Genomic DNA, 17069 nt, shown 5'->3' with positions numbered 1-17069 from the left:
GGTGAGCCGCTCCCCAGAGGGGAGAGGGGACATGAAAGGTGCTACTGGTTGTCGATCTGCGCGCGCTGGAGCCTGCCGGAGTACTCCACGTAAACGCTCTTCCACTCGGTGTAGAAATCCAGCACCGTCCAGGACGCCTCGCGGTGCCCGTTGCCGGTGCCCTTCACCCCGCCGAAGGGCAGGTGCACCTCGGCGCCGATGGTCGGCCCGTTGATGTACGTTATCCCCGCCTCGATGTCCTGAATCGCCTTGAAGGCCAGGTTCACGTTCTCGGTGTAGATGGAGCTGGAGAGGCCGTAGGCGGTGTCGTTCTGGACGCGGATGGCCTCCTCGAAGCTCCCGACCTTTATCACGGAAAGGATCGGGCCGAAAATCTCCTCCTGCTCCAGGCGCATCCCCGCCTTGACCCCTGAAAAAATCGTCGGCTCGATGAAGAAGCCCTTGTCGTAGGCGCCGCCGGTGAGCCGCTTCCCGCCCAGGACGAGCGCGGCCTTGTCCTCGTTCTTGCCCACCTCGATGTAGTAGAGGTCGGTCTTGAGTTGGTCCTCGGACACGGCGGGGCCCATGTCCACGGACTCGTCGAGGCCGTTGCCGACCTTGAGCTTTTTGGCCCGCTCGATGAGCTTTTCCATGAACCCGTCGTGGATTTTTTCGTGGAGGATGAGGCGGCTGGTGGCGGTGCAGCGCTGGCCGGTGGTGCCGAAGGCGCCCCACAGGACGCCGTCGAGCGCCAGGGGAAGGTTGGCGTCGTCCATGACGATCTGGGCGTTTTTGCCGCCCAGCTCGGCGGAAAACGGCTTGCCCAGCGCCCCGCACTGCCCGGCCAGCATGTTGCCTATCTCCACCGAGCCGGTGAACGAGACGCGGTTGACATCGGGGTGCTCGACGATGGCCTTGCCCACGGTTGAGCCGCCGCCGGTGACCATGTTCACCACGCCGGGCGGGAAGCCGGCCTCCTCGAAGACCTCCATGAAGTTGCCCACGCTCGCCGGGGTGAGGGTCGCGGGCTTGATGACGCAGGTGTTGCCGCAGATGAGCGCGGGGAACATCTTCCACGAGGGGATGGCGATGGGGAAATTCCAGGGGGTTATCATGCCGCAGACGCCCACGGGCCGGCGGATGGCCATGCCGAATTTGTTGCGCATCTCGACGGGTGTGTGGCGGCCGAAGAGGCGGCGGCCCTCCCCCGCGGCGTACATCCCGCAGTCTATGGCCTCCTGGGTGTCACCCCGGGTCTCGGCGATGACCTTGCCCATCTCCCGGGTCATCATCCGGGAAATTTCCTCTTTGCGCGCTTTCAGGATTTCCGCGGCCTTCATTATCGCCAGGCCGCGCTCGGGGGCGGGGACCAGGCGCCAGGATTCGAAGGCCTCCCTGGCCGCGGCCACGGCGGCGTCCACGTCCCGCCCATCGGATCTCGGGTGGGTGGCGACCAGGTCGTCTGTATCGGCCGGGTTGCGGTTTTCGTAGCGTTCGCCGGAGGCGGCCTCGACCCACGCGCCGCCGATGTAGTTCTTGAAGTGCTTCGGCTCGGGCATTGTTCCTCGCTTTGGGGCTGAAAGGGGGTGGGTTGAGCTTCGGGGTGATGATAGCAACCGGCCCGCGGGGCGGTCAACGGTGGGATTGCGGTTTTGACGTAGGGGCGGGTGTCCACACCCGCCCGCGGGTTTAACCACCGTCGAGCATCAAAATATCGCGGCGGCCCGCAGGGGACTCGTCCCACGGGGCCGCCCCACATCGCCGTTTACAAGGGAAACCGCGGGCCGACCTGAAGGTCGGCCCCTACGTCTGTTTAAGCAATACAGAAGGGGCCGGACGACCGACCCCTTTTTCAGCGTTGCGGGTACGGGACTAGAAGGTGGCCTTGATGTCGCCCCAGCTAGTGGTCACCACGTCGAGGTACTCGCCCTCGTCCACGGTGGTCCAGCCGCCGAGGTCGTCGAACATGTCCTCGATGTCGGCCGACATGCCGGCGGTGCCCAGCAGGACCTCGAAGTAGTCGCCGCCGCCGATGTCCCAATAGTAGGCGAGGAAGTCCAGGTCGACGGTGGTGCTGCCGGAGCAGTCGATGGGCGGGGTAACCATGTGGGCGTCGACCCCCATGTACCAGTAATCGGAGTCGGCGTCGGCGCAGTTACCGCTGCCTCCGGTTTGGTTCGAGCGGTAGCACGTGGTGTTACTCACCCAAGTGTAGGTTTCCCCGGTGTATATGTCCCAACCCGAGGGCGGCCAAGACTCGAACTGCTCGTTGAGGAGCTCGCCGCGCGAGTCGTCGGAGATGACGGCGTTGTCCACCTCGCAGTACCAGTCCCAGCTGGCGTCGTTGTAGTGGAAGTCCACGCCGATGGTGCCGCCGGCGCCGTCGGATAGGTCGAGGTTGACCGCCTCACCGTAGTGGTTTTCGTTCCAGTAGAGTATCTGGTTCCAATCCATGGACTCGCCGTCCCAGGAGTAGACGCAGGCCTCGTTGAGGCGCGGGCCGGCGGCGACGTCGGTCGCGTCGGACTCCCAGTAGAAGACGATGTAGACGTCGTCCTCGCCGAGATGGTCGGACAGGAACAGGGTCTCGTCGGTCCAGTCGTCCGCGTTGGTGTCGTAGACCTCCAGGGGCGTCTCGGAATCGGGGTCGAAGTCGCCGCCGACGGGCTCGTAGTCCACGGCGTAGACGGCCAGGTAGTCGTCGGAGCTGTCCGTGTCCAGCATGTAGGAGAAGGTGAGGTAAGCGGTCTCCGCGTCGGAGAAGTCTATACCGTCGGTGTTGTACATCCAGGTCTTGTCGCCCAGGCCGTACTCGTCGGTGTCGTCCACGACGCAGGCGGCCACGTCGTCGGTGCCGTCGTCGTAGGCCTGCCAGTGGGCGGTTTGGGCGTCGTTGGAGCCGCCGACGCTCAGGAAGGGCGTACCGGCGAACGCCGTACAGAGTAGAACCAAGGACAAGAGCACAATGAGCTTACGCATGGGAGTCTCCTTTTTTGGGGGGGGTGGGTTGAGTAGTGATTTTTTCAGCTTGTTTTGAGGCCGGGAAACGGGGAATGGATTAATTCGTAACCTTAATTTTGCGTATCCGCCTGCCGCGCTACCATCCGTCCGCCCTGGGAGGACGGTGGATTTCAATCGTCCGTAACATTTTACCAGGGGAAATGCCGTAAGTCAATCCCGTACCCGTGCGGGGTATTTTTTTACCGCGCCGTCCGTGATCCGTTGCGCCGCCCCCCTCTCTACGGTCTGCGCCATACCGGTAGCGATGACGAGGGTTACCCGCCCGCTATCGCACCACCCACCCCGGCCCGCACCATACAGACTCACCCAGGGGGGAGGGTCAGGATACGGCACCAATTTCCACCTGTAAAAAGGCCCCCTAGGGGGGGCCCCTTTTCTACCGGGAACGCAGGCTACAAATTAATCTCCCAACGCCACACGTTACACCCCGGTAGCTCCTCCCCACGCCAGATGAAGCCTTCCTCGGGCCTGTCCGCGGGCAGCTGAGGGGCGACCTTTTCCAACATCACTATACGGTCGGCCCTGAAGTCGGCCTCGGTCTGGTCCAGACGATTGTAGGAAATGCGCACGGTGGCGCCCCAATCGCCCACTGCGGGGAAGAGGGAAACCAGGAAATAGCACCGGTCGTCGAGCACGTAACTCCCGTCGAGGGGGACGGTCTCGACCCGGCCGTCGGTGAAGCTGACCTGGCAGGAGACGAAGCCGTCCGCGGGAACCGTGCCCTTGATCAGCCAGACGTTGATGCCGTCACCCGCCTGTTCGAGGGAGTCGTTTTTTTCGCTCGAGACTATCGAGACGTGCTGTTGCGCCGCGGCTTGGGTCTGCTGCTGACCGAAGTGCAGGACCCCTGCGGTGAGCACCAGGACGGCGAAAGCGGCTAAGATGATGAGGTTCTTGGGCTTCAAGATTCGTTCCCGGACGGACTTGCGACCCATTGTAAAGCAAACTCCATGCCACGTACAGTCCAAAGGTGCCCAGGTAGCTAAACGCGGTTTTCTTAATCAATTATAAAAATTGAGCTTCCCGCTGTCGCCGGCACCTGTATCCCCCGCTCCGGTTCGATGGGGTAAAATGTAACATCCCGCCGCCCCTTGGAACTATTAGGTTAATTATGCTAGCCTAAGCCCGAAGTGGGACGGCTCCGAGCCTGTACAAGATTCGGAATATTCTAATCGAGACCCCAAGGAGAGTCAATGGCCCGCGCCAAGGTGGCCGTCGTAAAAACGCGACCCGAGTCCGTCCTGGAAGACACCGCCCGGGCGATGGAGCTCGCCGGCTTCGAGGGCGCCCTGCCCGCCAGGAAGACCACCATCCTCAAGGACAACATCTCCTGGCACCTGCCCATGCCCTCGGCCAACACCACCCCCTGGCAGCTCGAGGGGGTCATAAAGGCCCTGCGTGCGAGCGAGGGCCGGGGCGACCTGGTGGCCGTGGAGAACAAGACCGTGGTCACCGAGGCCGAGCGCGGCGATTTTCTGAACAAGTACCGACCCGTTTACGAGAGGTACGGCGTCCCGGTCCTCTTCAACTTCCGCTCGGACCACATGGTGTGGCGCCGCTACGAACCGAAGGCCGAGATGCTGGTCCTGAATCGAATTTTCCCCGAGGGTATCCACCTCCCCGACTACTTTTTGGGCAAGAACATCGTCCATCTGCCCACGGTCAAGTGCCACATTTACACCACCACCACCGGGGCGATGAAGAACGCCTTCGGGGGGCTTTTAGCCACCAGGCGCCACTACACCCACTCCTGGATTCACCAGACCCTGGTGGACCTCCTGGCGATTCAGCGGGAGATACACCCGGGAATCTTCGCCGTGATGGACGGCACCTCGGCGGGCAACGGCCCCGGGCCGCGGACCCTCATCCCGGTACAAAAAGACCTCATGCTGGCCTCGGCGGACCAGGTGGCCATTGACGCCGTGGCGGCCAAGATGATGGGCTTCGACCCCCTCCAGATCGAGTACATCCGGCTGGCCCACGAGCGCGGCCTGGGCACGGGGCGAATCGAGGAAATCGAAATCGCCGGCGACGTGGACGTCTCGAAGGAAAGCTGGGGCTTCACCGTGGGGGACAACTTCGCCTCCCTGGTGGGGGACCTCCTCTGGTTCGGGCCTTTCCGCCCCATCCAGAAGCTCTTCTTCCACACGCCGTTGGTCTCGGTATTCGTCGCCGCCTCGGACCTCTACCACGACAAGTTCTGGTGGAACTGGAAGGGTCAGCGCATCTACAAGAGGTGGCTGGACGAATCGCCCTGGGGGCGGCTGTTCGAGACGTACGAGCCCCGCTTCGCGCGGGAGAAGTGATTTAAGGCGTCGCTACTATTTCATATCCCTCACGCGCCAGCAAAATTAATAAGTGTCAACTGCCACTAAAGGAGCAAAAGATGAGTAATTGTAAGAAAGACAAAGAAAGACTTATCGATTTTTGTTCGCACGTTCTTCAAGAAAGAGCGAAGAAAGTCCTCTTCAACGAAAATAATAAACTTGATAAAGATAAGTTATTGATTGAACAATATAAATGCTATGTAAATGTAATGGATCAGGTCGGTCGAAGAAGAGACACGCATAACAACTATCTTGTTGCCATAAACGCAGCTCTGATTGCAGCAATTGCTTTTAAATTTGATATTTATTGGGGCCTGATATTCCCTTCTGTTGGTGTTTTAATCTGTGCTTATTGGGTTAGGCTGTCGAGGAATTTCGCAAAGCTTACTGAAGTGAAGTTTTCGCTGATCCAGGAGATTGAGAGTAGATTGCCTTTATCGCTGTTCAAAGCAGAGTGGTTGGCACTTGGTAAAGGAAAGTTTTGTGCTCATTACAAAAGATTACCCAAAATTGAGAAATTATTGCCGTGGTGCTTCATTGTTTTATATTTTATTTATATTGTTATCTTGGTACTTGACTTAGCTAATGTCATTTCAATCAAAGGCATTTCCCTATTCAATAAAAACTAGGTTTTATGGAAAATAGGTATGTGAATATTCTGCGAGGGTGAGCCGTGGAGCGGCAGCCGGAGCTGGTCGAGGGAATGTTCGCCGACCCTGAGAAGGCGCGGGCCTACGGGCGTCGCTCGGCGGCACGCAACCGCCGGATGGGGCGCACCTACGCCAAAGAGCTCGCGCGCGTCGGCTACACCGGGGGACCCATCCTGGATGCCGGCTGCGGCAGCGGGGAGTGCTCAATCGAGCTGGCCAAGGTCTTTCCCGACGCGGAGGCGGTCGGCCTCGACCTCTCGCCCGAGCTTGTAGAAATGGCCCGGGAGAAGGCCGCGAAGTCCGGCCCCCTCCCGAACCTGCGCTTCGAGGTGGGCGACGCCGCGGCCACGCCCCACCCCGACGGGCATTTCGACGTGGTCATCTGTACCGACGTGCTGCAGATAGTGCCCGACCCGGTGGCGCTGGTGAACGAGCTGGAGCGTGTACTGGCGCCCGGTGGCCGGCTGTACCTCGGCTCGATCAAACGCTCCTGGCTGGGGCACCTCGTCCCCATCCTGAAAATTTCCTTCACCATCCCCGAGGTGCGGGAAATTTTGCAAAGGACGCGCCTGCGCCCGCACGAAATCATCGAGAAGGGGATTTACTTCGTGGTGGTGGCGCCACCGGGTTAATCCTCGGGATGTCGTAAAAAAGAGGCGGGCCGCGGCCCGCTCTTTTTATGCACCGCACCACCGCCGCTATTCAGGCTTGTACCGCCAGACCTCGTACCCGTCGAGGACGAAGTAGATGTAACCGTATGAGAACCAAGCCCCCCGTGTGATTTCCCCCCACACGTCGGGGAGATAGTACGCGCCTTCGCCTCCGGTAATCGGGACGATACAGTGGTACTGGAAACACTGGAAAAGGCAACGGTCGCCCTCCGGCGAGAAGGAGAGACGGCTGGGCGACCAGTCGAAATCTAAGTCCAGCTCCACCGGTTCGCCGTCTACAAGGGGAAAGAGGACCACGTCCGAGCGGTAGGGGATGTCCGGGCTCCGCTCGATTGTCGCCATGAGGGACTCCCCGTCGGGCGTGTACCTCAGGCTCTTCACCCCAGGTCGTCCCCGCCGGGGACGTCGGTCAGCCCACCGGAAGTGAGGTCGTACCTGCCAATGTGGTACGAATAGTTATCGTCCCGGTAGTAGAAGGCCAGTTCGGTGCCGGCGCCGTTGACGCCGAGGAGGCGTGCTTCGGGCAGGGTGAGGATGGTCTCTATATCGCCGCCGGCGGAGGGGATGCGACAGACGCTATAGATGGGATCCCATCCCTCGACCTGGATGAAGTAGACGTATTCCCCATCGGGCGACCAACAGGGATAACGAGCGTCTTGGGTTATTCCATCCAGGGGGTTGTACTGCGTCAAGTTCGTTATCTCGCCGGATTCCATGTCCAGGAGCAGCATGTCCACGGCTTCATCGTCACCGTAACTGACGCCTTCAGGGATAGCCAGATACGTGCCGTCCGGGGATAATTCGGGCGACCAGCCGACCGGTCCCTCGTAGAGAAGCTCGGGCGCGCTTGTATCCAGCTCCGCCGGTTCCGTGCAGCCCGCGAGGGCCAACAGGACCGCGAACAGACCAATCCACCGGGCTCTGGTCATATAAAAAACATCCCTGGATGTATTTCTCCATGGACCAATATAGTACGTCTCGGGGTTTCCGTCAAGGGCGGCGCTAACCACCCATCCACGTTATGGCCCAGGACACCAGCGCCGCGATACCGGCCATGAACATCACCTGGCTCCACTTCCGCCGCCGCTGACCGAGCTTCACCGCGTCGGCCCCCTCGACCTCGATTTTCTTGAAATTAGACCCCGGCGGGCCGATGGTCTTACCTTTTTCGTTCTTCACGTTCCAGCCGCCGATGAAATACCACAACAGGCCGTTGGCCGCCAGGGAGAGGCCGATGACCCACAGCGCCTCGGCGAGCTCCGCGACGTTCATGTCCGCGCTCCGTATCGGTAGGCCGCGGCGCAGGCGCCCTCGCTGGAGACCATGCAGGCGCCCATCGGCTCCCCGGGGTTGCAGGGATTCTCGAATAGCGGGCATTCGGTGGGGTGGATCAGCCCGCGCAGGACGTCGCCGCAGCGGCAGCCCGCCGGTTCCATCGGCTCCCCGACCTCCACGGGATACGCCTTGAGCGCGTCGTAATTCACATATTCCTCCCGCAGCTCGAGGCCGGAGCCGGGGATGACGCCCAGGCCGCGCCAGTCGGCGTCGCACGCCTGGAAATATTTCGCCACCAGCGCCCGGGCCTTGGGGTTGCCCCCCTCGGTCACCGCCCGGGGGTAGGCGTTCTCCACCTTCGGTTCGCCGGCGTTCACCTGTCGCACCAGGGCCAGGATTCCGCTCAAAATGTCCGCCGCCTCGAAGCCGGTCACCGCGCACGCCAGGCCGAACTCCTCCGGGACGAAGCGGTAGATGCCCAGGCCGGTGACGACGCTCACGTGGCCGGGCAGCAGAAATCCGTCCAGCTTCACCCCGCCGGTGCAGAGCGCCCGCAGCGCCTGCGGCATGGTCTTGTGCGCCGAGAGGAGGGCGAAATTTTTAACGCTCCCCTTGACCGCCGCGTCCACCAGGGCGGCCACGGTGGGCGTGGTCGTCTCGAAGCCCACACCGAGGAAGAGGACGAGCTTATCCGGGTTTTCCCCCGCGATTGCAAGTGCCTCGGCGGGGGAGTAGAGGACGCGGACGTCGGCGCCCCGGGCACGCTCCGTCGCCAGGGAGCCCGAAGACCCCGGCACCTTCACCATATCGCCGAAGGTGCAGACGATGGTTTCCGGCCGCCGGGCGTAGGCGACCGCGGCGTCCACGAAGCCCACGCCGGTCACGCACACCGGGCAGCCCGGTCCGGAGAGGAGCTTGATATTCTTCGGCAGGAGCTTCCGCAGGCCGGTGCGGGCCACGCTCATGGTGTGCGTCCCGCAGACCTCCATCAGGGTGTAGATTTTTTCGGGGTCGGCCTCGACCGTAATCGCCGCCGCCAAACCCCGCACCAGCCCCTTCCGCCGGTACTCATCCAGGTGGCGCAACTACCCCTCCCCCCGGGCGTCGAGCTCGCGCTGGTGGTGCTCGGCCAGCTCTTCCAAAAGGGCCAGGTTCTCCCGCGCCTCGTCCTCGTCTATCACGTTGAGGGCGAAACCGGCGTGGACGATGGCGTACTGGCCGGGGACGGGCGGTGGGTCCACGAGGACGACGGAGATTTCCTGGGTGGCGCCGCCCAGCTCGACGACGGCCTTATCCCCCTCGACCTCTATGATTCTCATCGGCACGGAGAGGCACATGGTGGCTCCGGTGGTGCGTATTCCTTCGCTGGGAAACTTAGCAGGTTAGTTAGCTATTTTCAATTTCGTTCTTATATTGCTCGGTAGGTTTAATAACCATCAGTTCTTCGCGTAACACGTCATTAGTGTATGGCAGATTGGACCATCTACAAGCCAGACCAGCTAGTGAAATGCACTCTGAGCCAACTGGGATTGTTACATCGCTATTTCCCAGTGAACCATTGTTATACCTCTTTATAAACTCATCAACCGCTGTGGCTGCGTCTTGCATATGGTTGTTGTCATCGCTGTGAGCAGCTCCAGATACAAATGCCTCCCAAATAAAAAGTGACTTAGGTTCTTTATCCCATTCACTATAATTAACTGATACTTTTAAAACATTTTGTTTTATATTATCGAATATAAATGCCATTTGGTGTATACCGAGTGTAGCTACATAGCCGCCTGCGGGAGCGAAGCATGACCTGTCGTGTTCATTAACTCGCCCCTTACTCAATTGGGCGGATTTTCCAGGGATAGGCAGGAAACAGGGACATTCGAAACCTAGTGCCACGGGTTTCTTATAAAGTGACTTGGAAAGTTCATTTACCAATTCATCTATTTTGTTTGTACCTAATTTTATCTCTCCATTCTCGCATTTGGCCCATCCGAAGTTTTCTCCTCTTGTTGAGCCTACATCACAGGCATAAACGACTATATCATCTGCCTTCTTGCACATGCCAACACCATACCTCGAAAATGTTTCGCGGAAACATGAACCGTCTATCTCGCTGTTCTTTGTGAGCTTCTTTTTACTCTTTCAGCTCCTTGCCGCACTTGCCGCGGAATTTGTCGCCGGGGGTGAGAAAGGCGCCGCGGTCGGGCAGGCGGGTTGGAGATGGTGGCCGAGCAAGGGGCTAATCCCACTCAGCCTTTCCCTTGACGCCGACGCCATCGGAGATGCACGCGTCGGGCATGCTGCCGGCCCTGGCCTGAATGACGATGAAGTACAGGTCCTCGTCTGAGTCGTTGCGCCAGGCGCGGACGCCGTCCTGGGCGACCCGTATCACCGACCCCTCGCCGACCTCCAGGACCTCGCCGTCCACCTGGAATCGCCCCCGCCCCTTGATGAAGATGTACAGCTCCTCGTTGTTCCGGTGACGGTGGAGGAAGGGAATCTCGCCGCCCGGCGGGAGGCGGTTGAGCGACATCTCCACCCCCGTAAGCCCCAGCGGCTCTTTCATGAACAGCTTCCCCGGATAGCGGTCCTTCATCCCCGGAAGCTGAAAGCTGAACTCCTCCAGGCTCTCCCATCCCCGCAGGTGCGCCGCGGTGAAGTTCACGCCTCTCTTTAGCTCTATCTTCGCCTCGGCCATTCGGTCCCACCTCCGGCCCGGCGTTTGAGGATACCCCGCGACGTCAGGAAGGTTCAATCTCCTTGCCGCATTTGCCGCAGAACTTGTCGCCGGGGACGAGCTCGGCGCCGCAGTGGGGGCAGACGGGGTGCAGCAGCGCGCCGCACTTGCCGCAGAACTTGTTCCCCGCCGCGTTCTCGAAGCCGCACTTGCCGCAGACGATTACCTTCTCCGGGGCGGCCTTGGACCCACCCTTGTCCTTCATGGCGTCGGCCATCTGTCCCCCGATTGCCATGCCCGCGCCGAGTCCGGCGCCCATGCCGGCCATCCCCCCGCCGCCGGGCTGCTTGGCCGCGTCGCCGATGGCCTCGGCGGTCTTGTAGCGGGTGTAGCGGTCCATGTCGCCGATGGCGCCCATCTTGGCGCGCTCGTCCATGGCCTTCTCGACCTCGGGCGGGGCGGTTATCGCCCCCACGGTGAAGTCCACCAGCTCGATCCCGTAGGTGGCGACCTCCTCGGTGAGCTTGGCCTTGAGCGCAATGGCGAACTCGTCGTAGAGCGGGGGGAGATCGAGGAGGCTCTTGACCTGCTCGCCCAGGAAGTCGAAGGTCTGGCTGACGATTATCCCGCGGAGGAAGTCCTCGAGCTCGCCGACCATTTTTAAATTGCCGGTGCCCACGTACTTGTTGACGAATAGGCCGGAGTCGGTGATGCGCAGGGAGTAGATGCCGTGAGCGCGGAGGCGGACGATGCCGAACTCGGCGTCGCGGAAGGCCACCGGCTGCGGCGTCCCCCACTTGAGGTCGGTGAACACCTTCCGGTTGACGAAGTAGACCTCGACCTTGAAGGGGGTCTGGCCGCCGAAGGGGAGCTTGATCAACGCCCGCAGGAGCGGGATGTTGGCCGAGGTGACGGTGTGGCGTCCGGGGGCGAAGCGGTCCAGCGCCTGGCCGTCGCGGAAGAAGATGGCCTCCTGGCTCTCGTGGACGACGACCTGGGCGCCGTAGGCGATGTCGCCGGAGCCGTCGCGCGGGACGCGCTCGACGAGGACGTCGCCCGTGTTGTCGAGGGATTGCAGGACTTCGATGGCCATGGTCACTCCTTGAATGCGCGGGGGGAATTTGCGGACCCTAGCATATCACGCCACGGCAGGGTCTGACAACGGGAGGCGGGGGTTAACGGGCCGTGGGGATGGAAAGGATGTGGATGCCGACGGCGACCAGGACGACGCCCAAAAGAATGCGCAGCCAGAGCGCCTCGACGAAGAAGACGGCGGAGACGGTTATGAACGTCGCCATCAGGGTTAGGGTCCAAATTTTCAAGCGGAGGGGGATGGCTTTCTTCTCGCGCCAGGCGCTGATGTAGGCCCCGAGGCGGGTGCCCATGAGCCAGTCGTGGAGCCTCTTGGAGCCGTGGGCGTAGCAGACGGCGGTCAGTAAAAGGAACGGCGTGGTGGGGAGGACCGGGAGGAAGATGCCCAGAACGCCAAGACCCAGACAGAGCGAGCCGGCGGCGATGAGAAACCCCCGGGCCACCGGCCCCAGGCGTCCAGCGTTCTTCGGTTCGTCGCCCATCTTCTACCCGCCCTCGCCCTGGTAGCCGCCCCGATAGCCTGCGGTCTCCCCATTCAGGCGGAAAAACAGAAGTTGTAAAACCCGGGCCCGCTCGGCGAGTTCCAGACCGGCGGGGTTGAAAACGGCGAGGAGCCCCTGTCCGCGCCCCGAGTAACCCGCGTCCCACACCGCGCTGCCCAGGTGCGCCCCGCAGCGCAACAGGCTCGAGCGCGGCTTCCCCAGCGCCAGAACGTCCCGCGGCAGGTTGACCTTCTCGGAGTAACGGACGAGGTAGACCCCGGGCGGCAGGATGAGCCGCCCATCCCGCCAGGGGATGACCTCCGTCTCCGGCAGCCGGCGGTCGGAGTTATCGAAATCCAGGCGGCCGGGAGTGTCGTCGCAAAACCAGGCCACCTCGGCCGCGGTGAGGTCCACTCCGTTCGGGGTCACCTGGGTCCGGGGGTCGGGCATCCCCTCCACCAGGGGCGGGCTGCCCGAGAGGAGACGGGCGAGCTCGTCACCGGTAATCGAGCCTGGGAATGGGGCGGGGTCGGTCATGGAAATTTTTTTAAAAGGCGGGGATTCCCGCCTCTGGGGGGATGTGGGCGCGTTTTCTACGTCGGTCTGGGCCGGGCCCGAGATTTCCCTTCGGGTGCAGATACCCGCCTGTGGATGGACGTGGGGAATCGGACCGGACCGGGGTTACGACGAGCCCTCGAAGGCCTTGTGAATCTTGTAGTAGTTACGCAGCTTCTCGTTGGACTTGCGGATGCGGGTGCAGAAGGTGCGGATGAAGGCGATCATGATTTTATTGCCGATTTCGATGTCCTCGACGATGAGCTTCTCGAAATCCGCCTTGCCCAGGGAGAGGAGCTTGGTGTCCTTGCGGCAGACGGCGGAGGCCGAGCGGGGCGCGGCATCTATGAGCGCCATCTCGCCGAAGAAAGCCGGGCGCTCCAGGTACAGAAGCTCCTCGGTCCCCACCCCCTCGATGGCGAGGGTGATGGAGACCATGCCGGAATCCACGATGTAGAACTTGTCCCCGGTGTCGCCCTCGTAGAAGATGAAGTCGTCCTTGGCGAAGGTCTCCTCCTTCATGCGGGAGGCGACCTCCTCGAGCTCGGAATCGTCTAGACCGGCGAAGAGCATGACGTCGCGTATCTGGTCCGGGGTGGGCATGGGGAACCTCGCTTACACGTGACGAAAAGATTATAGCAAAAATCGCCGGCGTCGGCGAGGTCCCGCCGGTCGGCGATTGGAGAATTACAGTGGTGGGTTAGGAATCCCCACCCCACGTATCGCCACTAGCGAGGCGCGGGGCAGGTGTCCCACCCTCTTCCTGTGGGAGGAGGCTCAGCCTCACGGGCAGGGGTGAGGGCTGCCGCATGTCCCCTCCCCCTTTTAGGGAGCGGCTCGCCGACGGGCTAGGGTGAGGGGTGTAGCGGTCCCCTCTCCCTTTAAGGGAGAGGCTCGCCTACGGGTTAGGGTGAGGGTAGAGGCATATACGCGGCCCCCCTCTCCCCGTGGGAGGCCTGCGAGGCACGGGGATGGGGGTGAGGGCTGTCTTAATAAAAAGGGCCGACCTAAAGGTCGGCCCCTACGTCATCGCAAACGGGGGTGAGGAGAGCCGCTACCGGCTGACTACCAGCCGCTTCGTCAGCGACCCCGCGTTCGTTTCCAGGCGGTAGAGGTACACGCCGGAGGTGATTTCCGCGCAGTTCCAGGACGCCTCGTGACGACCGGCGGTCAGCTCGTCGTTGACCAGCGTCGCAATCCTCCGACCCGATAAATCGTAAACCGATAGCACGACGCGGCCGTCGGCGGGCAGGGAGTAGGCGAAGTTGACGGTGTCCCGCGACGGGCTCGGGTAGGCGGCGTAGAGGACGAGCTCAAACGTTATCTCGGGGACCGAGACAGCCTCTGTCGGCCCGAAGCGCTCGACAGTCCCGTCGGCCTCGACGACCTCCAGCCAGTAGGCGTAACTCTCGCCGGGTTCTACATCCCGGTCGAGGTATCTGGATGAATCGCCGGTTAAATTTCCTGATATAACTTCCGGCTCGCCCACGCCCCGCAGGACGCGCACCCCGGTGGGCTCTTCGCCAGAGAAGCGCCAGTTTACGAGAACGCCCTCGTCGGTCGCGCCCGCGCCGAAATCGGCAAGATCAATCCCGCCGGGCAGGTCAACATCGAAGTACCAGTCCAGCTCCTCGGCCCAGTAGTCGCCGCCCTCGTCGTCCAGTGATTTCACCCGCCAGTAGACGCGGTCCCCATCACCGATTCCGCTCGGAATCGTATACTTAGATTCGTTTATACCGGTAACCTCATTGTAGGTAACGAAGTCCGGGTCGGTTCCCCACCAGAGGGTGTAGGATTCGTGGTCGGAGTCGGGGGAATCCTCCCAATCCAGGAGTGGCGAAAGAGTATCAACGACCTCGCCCTTCGTTGGATCCAGGAGATGAAATTGGATCAATTCCACGTCGAAGTACCAATTCATCTCCTCGGCCCAGTACTCGCCGTCCCCGTCGTCCAGCGATTTCACACGCCAGTAGATGCGGTCCCCGTCCTCGATGCCGCCAACTAACGTATACTCCGACTCGTCAATATCCGTAACTTCGTTATAGGTGATGAAGTCCGGATCGGTCCCCCACCAGAGGGTGTAGCTCTCGAGACCGTCAAGATCGTGGTCTTCCCAGTCAAACGTAATGGGAAATGCGTATACTGTATCGCCATTCCCGGGGCTTAAAAGATGAAAGGAGACCTCGTACCAGGCGTACCGGAGACCTTTGGAATCGGGAGGTGAGCCTTCGTAGCTGATATGGGGCTGGTCGAGGGAATCAATCTCGATGGAGGTATACCTGCCGGAACCAGAATCCGGGTCCACAACCTCGGGAATCCAGTCTGAGCCGTCATTGTGGGCGCATTTGAGTACGGTATCAAGTTGTCTGTAATAGGAGATGTAGGGTTGGTCGGTGGAATCAAGAGCGATTGAACAATAACCACCAACCAAACTCGAAATCCCCCCATCAGCTCTCTCTATCTGCCACTCCGACCCGTCCCAGTAGGCGTATTTCTGGTAGATGACGCCTTTGCTGTTGTAAGCGTAGGCGATATGGGGATGTTCGGACGAATCCAGGGCTATCGAAGTAAACGTACGGAAAGGACCGTCGCCGTCCACGGTCTCGATCAACCATTGGGAGCCGTCCCAACGCGCATATTTAAGTTCAGCGGCGTCCCTGTTCGTATATGATATGTTGGGGCGGTCGTTCGAATCCAGCGCGAGCGAGACGTCCGTACAAGCGCCATCGGTGTCTATGATCTCGAGCAGCCACTCGTCGCCGTCCCAACGGGCGTATTTCAGACCGTTGGCTTGTACATCCATATAGGCTATGTGTGGATTATCGGACGAATCCACTGCAATGGAACAGTAAGGGCCGCTGGATCCGTCACCGTCAACCGTCTCAGTCAGCCATTCGGTTCCGGTCCAGTGGGCGTATTTAAGGTCCACCGCCGGCCAATTCGCGACATAAGCTATGTGGGGTAGGTCCAGGCTGTCCAGGGTCAGGGAAATGGATTCACCACCAAAATCACCTGCTACAACCGCCTCGATGTTCCATCCCCCCGCCTCCCACCGGGCGAGCATCAATTGATTATCCATGTAGTACGCGATAAGCGGCTGGTCGTCCGCGTCCAGCTCGAGGGACGTTCCGAAACCTAACGCGCCGCTGTAATCCACCTCTTCGATATGCCACAGACCGGCCGGAGCAGCCGACACCAGGAAGAGTAGAATCGAGCCAAAGTGAAGCGCTTTCATCCCGCCACCCCCAAATCACTTATGTCATCCGCCGTCAATGTAACCCCAAATCGTAACCGTGTCAACCCGCCTGGTCACCTTTAAAAACGCCGAAAAGAAGATATTCGGTGAACCGTTGGAAAATAAGGGTCTGTGCTTCCCAGAAAAAAAGCGGGGAACAACCCCGTCTTCGATTTAAGGTCTTTTTACGCTCTCCTCGTACCGGAGGGCGCGGGTGGGATTCGAGACGGGAGGCCGCTACCGGCTGACGACCAGCCGCTGCGTCAGCGACCCCGCGCTCGTTTCCAGGCGGTAGAGGTAGACGCCGGAGGGAATTTCCGCGCAGGACCAGGAAACTTCGTGACGCCCGGCGGTCAGCTCCGAGTCAACCGGCGTCGCAATCCTCCGACCCGATAAATCGTAAACCGACAGCACTGCGTGGCCGTCGTCGGGCAGGGAGTAGACGAAGTTGACGGCATCCCGCGACGGGCTCGGATAGGCGGCGTAGAGGACGAGAGTAAACGTCTCCCCGGGAACCGAGACCGCCTCCGTGGGGCCGAAGCGGCTGACCACGCCTTCCGCGTCAATGACCTCCAGCCAGTAGGCGTAACTCCCGCCGGGTTCCACGCCCCGGTCGAGGTATCTGGATGAATCGCCGGGCAGATTGCCGGAAATCATCTCCGGCTCGCCGGCGCCCCGCAGGACGCGCAGACCTGCCGGTTCCTCGCCCGAGAGGCGCCAGTTTACGAGAACGCCCTCGTCGGTCGCGCCCGCGCCGAAGTCGGCGAGGTCCACCCCGCCGCCCAGGTCAATGTCGAAGTACCAGTCCAGCTCCTCGGCCCAATACTCCCCGCCCCCGTCGTCGAGCGATTTCACCCGCCAGTAGACGCGCGCCCCGTCCTCGATGCCGCCGGATATCGTATACTCCGACTTGTCAATGTCCGTAATTTCGTTATAGGTGATGAAGTCCGGGTCTGTCCCCCACCAGAGGGTGTAGGATTCCAGGTTGGGTATCTGTTGGTCCTCCCAGTCGAACGTGAAGGGGAATGCATATACTACTTCGCCCTTCTCGGGGCTCATCAGGTGATAGACGGGGTCGTAGTCCAGGTCCACGTTGAAGTACCAGTCCATC

General features: G+C 61.1%; 19 protein-coding genes. 3 read left to right on the top strand and 16 right to left on the bottom strand.

Annotation, left to right across the window (positions count from 1 at the left end):
• Positions 1-41: 41 nt before the first annotated feature.
• The 3 genes from VM054_01700 to VM054_01690 all read right to left on the bottom strand — a co-directional run bounded on the left by VM054_01700 (position 42) and on the right by VM054_01690 (position 3905).
• Complete coding sequence (locus VM054_01700; GenBank protein HUT97773.1) at positions 42-1538, bottom strand: aldehyde dehydrogenase family protein; 1497 nt, start codon at positions 1536-1538, stop codon at positions 42-44.
• A 313-nt stretch (positions 1539-1851) separates the two neighbouring features.
• Positions 1852-2958, bottom strand: a complete 1107-nt coding sequence (locus VM054_01695) for a hypothetical protein (GenBank protein HUT97772.1) — start codon at positions 2956-2958, stop codon at positions 1852-1854.
• A 434-nt stretch (positions 2959-3392) separates the two neighbouring features.
• Positions 3393-3905: a hypothetical protein gene (locus tag VM054_01690; GenBank protein ID HUT97771.1), complete on the bottom strand. Its 513-nt coding sequence runs from the start codon at positions 3903-3905 to the stop codon at positions 3393-3395.
• A 288-nt stretch (positions 3906-4193) separates the two neighbouring features.
• Between VM054_01690 and VM054_01685 the strand changes: the two genes are divergently transcribed.
• From VM054_01685 to VM054_01675, 3 genes are all read left to right on the top strand, one after another.
• Entirely contained in the window at positions 4194-5306 is a 1113-nt protein-coding gene (locus VM054_01685; GenBank protein ID HUT97770.1) for a DUF362 domain-containing protein, read from the top strand.
• 80 nt (positions 5307-5386) lie between these two features.
• Positions 5387-5956 (top strand): hypothetical protein, encoded by a 570-nt coding sequence (locus tag VM054_01680; protein HUT97769.1) that lies wholly within the window; start codon positions 5387-5389, stop codon positions 5954-5956.
• Between the two features lie 44 nt (positions 5957-6000).
• Positions 6001-6609: a class I SAM-dependent methyltransferase gene (locus VM054_01675; protein HUT97768.1), complete on the top strand. Its 609-nt coding sequence runs from the start codon at positions 6001-6003 to the stop codon at positions 6607-6609.
• A 66-nt stretch (positions 6610-6675) separates the two neighbouring features.
• Here VM054_01675 and VM054_01670 read toward each other — a convergent pair whose 3' ends face one another.
• The 13 genes from VM054_01670 to VM054_01610 all read right to left on the bottom strand — a co-directional run.
• A complete protein-coding gene (locus VM054_01670) occupies positions 6676-7029 on the bottom strand; it encodes a hypothetical protein (protein HUT97767.1) in 354 nt (117 codons plus the stop codon).
• Positions 7026-7577 (bottom strand): hypothetical protein, encoded by a 552-nt coding sequence (locus tag VM054_01665; GenBank protein HUT97766.1) that lies wholly within the window; start codon positions 7575-7577, stop codon positions 7026-7028. Before VM054_01665 ends, VM054_01670 begins: the two co-directional genes overlap by 4 nt.
• 73 nt (positions 7578-7650) lie before the next feature.
• Positions 7651-7920 (bottom strand): hypothetical protein, encoded by a 270-nt coding sequence (locus VM054_01660; protein ID HUT97765.1) that lies wholly within the window; start codon positions 7918-7920, stop codon positions 7651-7653.
• On the bottom strand, positions 7917-9008 hold the full coding sequence (gene hypD / locus VM054_01655; GenBank protein ID HUT97764.1) for a hydrogenase formation protein HypD: 1092 nt from the start codon (positions 9006-9008) through the stop codon (positions 7917-7919). The genes VM054_01660 and hypD overlap by 4 nt, the downstream gene beginning before the upstream one ends.
• Complete coding sequence (locus VM054_01650; GenBank protein HUT97763.1) at positions 9009-9260, bottom strand: HypC/HybG/HupF family hydrogenase formation chaperone; 252 nt, start codon at positions 9258-9260, stop codon at positions 9009-9011. It abuts the gene before it with no gap.
• A gap of 49 nt (positions 9261-9309) precedes the next feature.
• The gene (locus VM054_01645) at positions 9310-9978 is read right to left on the bottom strand and encodes a hypothetical protein (GenBank protein HUT97762.1); all 669 of its coding nucleotides are present in this window, start codon (positions 9976-9978) and stop codon (positions 9310-9312) included.
• A gap of 178 nt (positions 9979-10156) precedes the next feature.
• Positions 10157-10615, bottom strand: coding sequence for a cupin domain-containing protein (locus VM054_01640; GenBank protein ID HUT97761.1), 459 nt, complete (start codon positions 10613-10615; stop codon positions 10157-10159).
• Positions 10616-10658: 43 nt separating this feature from the next.
• Positions 10659-11687, bottom strand: a complete 1029-nt coding sequence (locus tag VM054_01635; protein ID HUT97760.1) for an SPFH domain-containing protein — start codon at positions 11685-11687, stop codon at positions 10659-10661.
• Positions 11688-11769: 82 nt separating this feature from the next.
• Positions 11770-12168, bottom strand: coding sequence for a YbaN family protein (locus tag VM054_01630; protein HUT97759.1), 399 nt, complete (start codon positions 12166-12168; stop codon positions 11770-11772).
• 3 nt (positions 12169-12171) lie between these two features.
• Positions 12172-12705, bottom strand: a complete 534-nt coding sequence (locus VM054_01625; protein HUT97758.1) for a deoxyuridine 5'-triphosphate nucleotidohydrolase — start codon at positions 12703-12705, stop codon at positions 12172-12174.
• Between the two features lie 144 nt (positions 12706-12849).
• Complete coding sequence (locus tag VM054_01620) at positions 12850-13326, bottom strand: cyclic nucleotide-binding domain-containing protein (protein HUT97757.1); 477 nt, start codon at positions 13324-13326, stop codon at positions 12850-12852.
• A 451-nt stretch (positions 13327-13777) separates the two neighbouring features.
• Positions 13778-15958 carry a T9SS type A sorting domain-containing protein gene (locus VM054_01615; protein ID HUT97756.1) on the bottom strand — a complete coding sequence of 727 codons (2181 nt, stop codon included), beginning with the start codon at positions 15956-15958 and terminating at the stop codon, positions 13778-13780.
• Between the two features lie 237 nt (positions 15959-16195).
• Positions 16196-17069, bottom strand: an 874-nt coding sequence (locus tag VM054_01610; GenBank protein ID HUT97755.1) for a T9SS type A sorting domain-containing protein, incomplete at its 5' end; no start/stop codon positions are given.

It is taken from the genome of bacterium, from assembly GCA_035528375.1.
In the GTDB taxonomy this organism is placed as follows: Bacteria; RBG-13-66-14; RBG-13-66-14; order RBG-13-66-14; family RBG-13-66-14; genus RBG-13-66-14.
Note: the sequence above shows the minus strand (reverse complement) of the source record. Positions and strands in the feature narration are given on the sequence as shown.

Excerpts from the sequence above, each read along its gene's own strand:
- VM054_01700 (HUT97773.1), bottom strand. The coding sequence starts at position 1,538 with ATGCCCGAGCCGAAGCACTTCAAGAACTACATCGGCGGCGCGTGGGTC.
- VM054_01695 (HUT97772.1), bottom strand. The coding sequence starts at position 2,958 with ATGCGTAAGCTCATTGTGCTCTTGTCCTTGGTTCTACTCTGTACGGCG.
- VM054_01685 (HUT97770.1), top strand. The coding sequence starts at position 4,194 with ATGGCCCGCGCCAAGGTGGCCGTCGTAAAAACGCGACCCGAGTCCGTC.
- VM054_01680 (HUT97769.1), top strand. The coding sequence starts at position 5,387 with ATGAGTAATTGTAAGAAAGACAAAGAAAGACTTATCGATTTTTGTTCG.
- VM054_01665 (HUT97766.1), bottom strand. The coding sequence starts at position 7,577 with ATGACCAGAGCCCGGTGGATTGGTCTGTTCGCGGTCCTGTTGGCCCTC.
- VM054_01660 (HUT97765.1), bottom strand. The coding sequence starts at position 7,920 with ATGAACGTCGCGGAGCTCGCCGAGGCGCTGTGGGTCATCGGCCTCTCC.
- VM054_01650 (HUT97763.1), bottom strand. The coding sequence starts at position 9,260 with ATGTGCCTCTCCGTGCCGATGAGAATCATAGAGGTCGAGGGGGATAAG.
- VM054_01645 (HUT97762.1), bottom strand. The coding sequence starts at position 9,978 with ATGTGCAAGAAGGCAGATGATATAGTCGTTTATGCCTGTGATGTAGGC.
- VM054_01640 (HUT97761.1), bottom strand. The coding sequence starts at position 10,615 with ATGGCCGAGGCGAAGATAGAGCTAAAGAGAGGCGTGAACTTCACCGCG.
- VM054_01635 (HUT97760.1), bottom strand. The coding sequence starts at position 11,687 with ATGGCCATCGAAGTCCTGCAATCCCTCGACAACACGGGCGACGTCCTC.
- VM054_01630 (HUT97759.1), bottom strand. The coding sequence starts at position 12,168 with ATGGGCGACGAACCGAAGAACGCTGGACGCCTGGGGCCGGTGGCCCGG.
- VM054_01625 (HUT97758.1), bottom strand. The coding sequence starts at position 12,705 with ATGACCGACCCCGCCCCATTCCCAGGCTCGATTACCGGTGACGAGCTC.
- VM054_01620 (HUT97757.1), bottom strand. The coding sequence starts at position 13,326 with ATGCCCACCCCGGACCAGATACGCGACGTCATGCTCTTCGCCGGTCTA.
- VM054_01615 (HUT97756.1), bottom strand. The coding sequence starts at position 15,958 with ATGAAAGCGCTTCACTTTGGCTCGATTCTACTCTTCCTGGTGTCGGCT.